This window comes from Cupriavidus sp. SIMBA_020, assembly GCF_046535395.1.
Lineage (GTDB): Bacteria > Pseudomonadota > Gammaproteobacteria > Burkholderiales > Burkholderiaceae > Cupriavidus > Cupriavidus campinensis.
Genome location: NZ_JAWRWU010001173.1, coordinates 1 through 253 on the forward strand (window position 1 = coordinate 1; position 253 = coordinate 253).

Annotated in this window: 1 pseudogene; it reads left to right on the forward strand. The window is 58.1% G+C overall.

Going from position 1 to position 253, the window contains the following annotated elements:
* Nucleotides 1–153 precede the first annotated feature (153 nt).
* Nucleotides 154–253 (forward strand): annotated as a pseudogene (locus SB751_RS33225) (exodeoxyribonuclease III); the annotation flags it as partial.

Sequence of the window (253 nt, forward strand, 5' to 3'; positions counted from 1 at the left end):
CCACTATACGCTGCGCCCTGCCCGCTCCACGCTTTTATTTTCCGCCGTTAGGCTCGACAGCGGCGACGGCAATTTTCACGGACGCCCATCGCGCACGATAAGATGCGGGCTACCGGAATAACCCGAATGGCCCAGCAAGAACGTGAGAATTTCATGAAAATCGCCACCTGGAACGTCAACGCCCTCAAAGTCCGCCAGCAACACGTCATCGACTGGCTCGAAACGAGTCACACCGACGTGCTGTGCCTCCAGG